Genomic DNA, 2,516 nt, shown 5'->3' with positions numbered 1-2,516 from the left:
CGCCGGAGGAGGGGGCGCCGTCGGGCACGGGAAGGTCAGGCGGGTGGGGCCGGGTCGCCCGGCGAACCCGGCGGGCCTGCTGCCGCGGCCTCCGCCTCGCGCGCCGCCACGTTGCGCTTCGAGAGCAGGCTGTTGCGGTACCCGAACGACGCGTAGAGCACGAGCCCGATCACGACCCACACGAGGAACCGCAGCCACGTGAGCGTCGTCAGGTTCGTCATGAGCCACAGGCACGCGACGCCCGAGAAGACGGGCAGCACGGGGGACCAGGGGACGCGGAAGCCGCGCTCGATGTCGGGACGTGTGCGGCGCAGGATCGGGATGCCGAAGCTCACGAGCACGAACGCCGACAGCGTCCCGATGTTGATCATCTCCTCGAGCAGCTCGACCTGCGCGAGGCCCGCGATGAGGGCGACCACGATGCCGGTCCCCACCTGGAGACGGACCGGGGTGTGGAACCGGTGCGAGGTCCTGGAGACGCCGCGCGGCAGCAGGCCGTCGCGGCTCATCGAGAACATGACGCGCGTGAGGCCCAGGAGCAGCACCATGATGACGGTCGTCAGGCCGACCAGGATGCCGACCGAGATGACGCGCCCGGCCCAGTCCGCGCCCACCAGGATGAAGGCCGTCGTGAGCGACGGGTCCTCGGACGCGGCGAGGTCGGTGTACGGGACCATGCCCGTGACGACGAGCGTCACCAGGATGTACAGGACCGTGACGACCGCGAGGCCGCTGAGGATGCCCTTCGGGATGGTCTTCTGCGGGTTCTTGGCCTCCTCGGCCGTGGTCGCGACGACGTCGAACCCGATGAACGCGAAGAACACGAGCGCCGCGCCCGCGAGCAGGCCCATGACGCCGTACGTCGTCGGTTCGAGGCCCGTGAGGAAGGCGAACAACGGCTGCTCGAGAGCCGTCTTCTCGGGGGCGGGCTGCGACGGCGGGATGAACGGCGTGTAGTTCTCGGCCTTGACGTAGAAGAAGCCCACGACGATCACGAACAGCGTGATCGCGACCTTGATGATGGTGAACACGCTGTTGATGCGGCTGCTGAGCTTGGTCCCGATCGCGAGGAGCGTCGTGAAGACCCCGACGATGAAGACGGGCCCCCACTCGAGGTCCACGGGTCCGATCGGGATGCTCAGCGGCAGGTCGATGCCGAACAGCGCGAACGCGTCCGCGAGGTAGATGCCCCAGAACTTCGCGATCACGGCCGCCGCGAGCAGCATCTCCAGGATCAGGTCCCAGCCGATGATCCACGCGACGAGCTCGCCCATCGTCGCGTAGGAGAACGTGTAGGCCGAGCCCGCGACCGGCAGCGCCGAGGCGAACTCGGCGTAGCACATGACGGCGAGCGCGCACACGATCGAGGCGATGACGAACGAGATGATGACCGACGGCCCGGCGAAGTTCGCGGCGGCGGTCGCGCCGACCGAGAAGATGCCCGCCCCGACCGCGACCGCGACCCCCATGACCGCGAGGTCCCAGGCGTTGAGATCGCGCTTGAGGGAGCGCTCGGGGTCGTCGAGCGACGCGAGCGACTCCTCGACGGACTTGAGTCGTAGAACACCTCTGGCCATCGCTCCAGTCTGTCCGCAGGGCTCGCATCACGCGCGGCGGACCGCCCGACGGCGCAGCGCCGCCCGCATCGCGGACGTCCCGCAGGTGCCCCCCGCGCCGACGGTGACGCCCGGCCCCCGCCGAGGGGGACGCCCGCCCCCGCCGAGGGTGACCGCACGTTCCGTCCAGGGTGACGCGACGGACCCGCCGGGGCGACGCCGTCGGGCCGGAGCGCGGGTGCGACCTGGGAGAATCCTCCGATGACCTTCTCGACCCCGGAACCTGCCCGCCCCCACGCGCCGCTCGGCGCGACCGGTGAGCTCCTCGCGGTGTGCCGCGTGCACGTCCTGCTGCCCGACGCGGGCGCGGTCGGCGTGACCGCGATCGACAAGCGACCCGTCGCGGGGCCGGTCAAGGTCCGCCCGCTGGGCCTGTACGCCGACGTCCAGGCCGACCGCGCGCACCACGGGGGTGAGGAGCAGGCCGTGTACGCGTACTCGCAGGAGGACGCCGACCACTGGTCGGCCGAGCTCGGCTACGAGGTGACGCCCGGGCTGTTCGGGGAGAACTTCCGCACGCGCGGCGTCGCGGCGAGCGGGGCGCTGATCGGCGAGCGCTGGCAGGTGGGGACCGCGGTCCTGGAGGTCACGCAGCCGCGGACGCCGTGCTCGACGTTCGCGCGGCGCCTGGGCGAGGAACGGTGGGTCAAGCGGTTCACCGACGCGAACCGCACGGGTGCGTACCTGCGGGTCGTGACCCCGGGCGAGGTACGGGCCGGGGACGCGGTCGAGGTCGTGTCCCGGCCGTCGCACGGCGTGAGCATCGCGGACTGGTTCGGTGCGCGCGTCGCGGGGACGACGGTCGAGGTGTCCCAACGCCTGCTCGACGCCGAGGCAGCGGGCGAGGTCCGGCTGTCGGCCGAGGTGCGCGAGCGGGCCGGACGGGCCGTCCGCTGACGC

2 protein-coding genes are annotated in these 2,516 nt (G+C 71.8%); one reads left to right on the top strand and one right to left on the bottom strand.

Going from position 1 to position 2,516, the window contains the following annotated elements:
- Nucleotides 1-35 precede the first annotated feature (35 nt).
- Nucleotides 36-1,577, bottom strand: coding sequence for an APC family permease (locus tag H9652_RS02165; protein ID WP_191794455.1), 1,542 nt, complete (start codon nt 1,575-1,577; stop codon nt 36-38).
- A 240-nt stretch (nt 1,578-1,817) separates the two neighbouring features.
- On the opposite strand from H9652_RS02165, the gene H9652_RS02160 reads away from it, so the two are divergent.
- A complete protein-coding gene (locus tag H9652_RS02160; protein WP_191794454.1) occupies nt 1,818-2,513 on the top strand; it encodes an MOSC domain-containing protein in 696 nt (231 codons plus the stop codon).
- Nucleotides 2,514-2,516 lie beyond the last annotated feature (3 nt).

The sequence above is a fragment of the Oerskovia rustica genome, assembly GCF_014836555.1.
Lineage (GTDB): Bacteria > Actinomycetota > Actinomycetes > Actinomycetales > Cellulomonadaceae > Oerskovia > Oerskovia rustica.
This window is presented reverse-complemented; position numbering and strand designations above follow the sequence as displayed.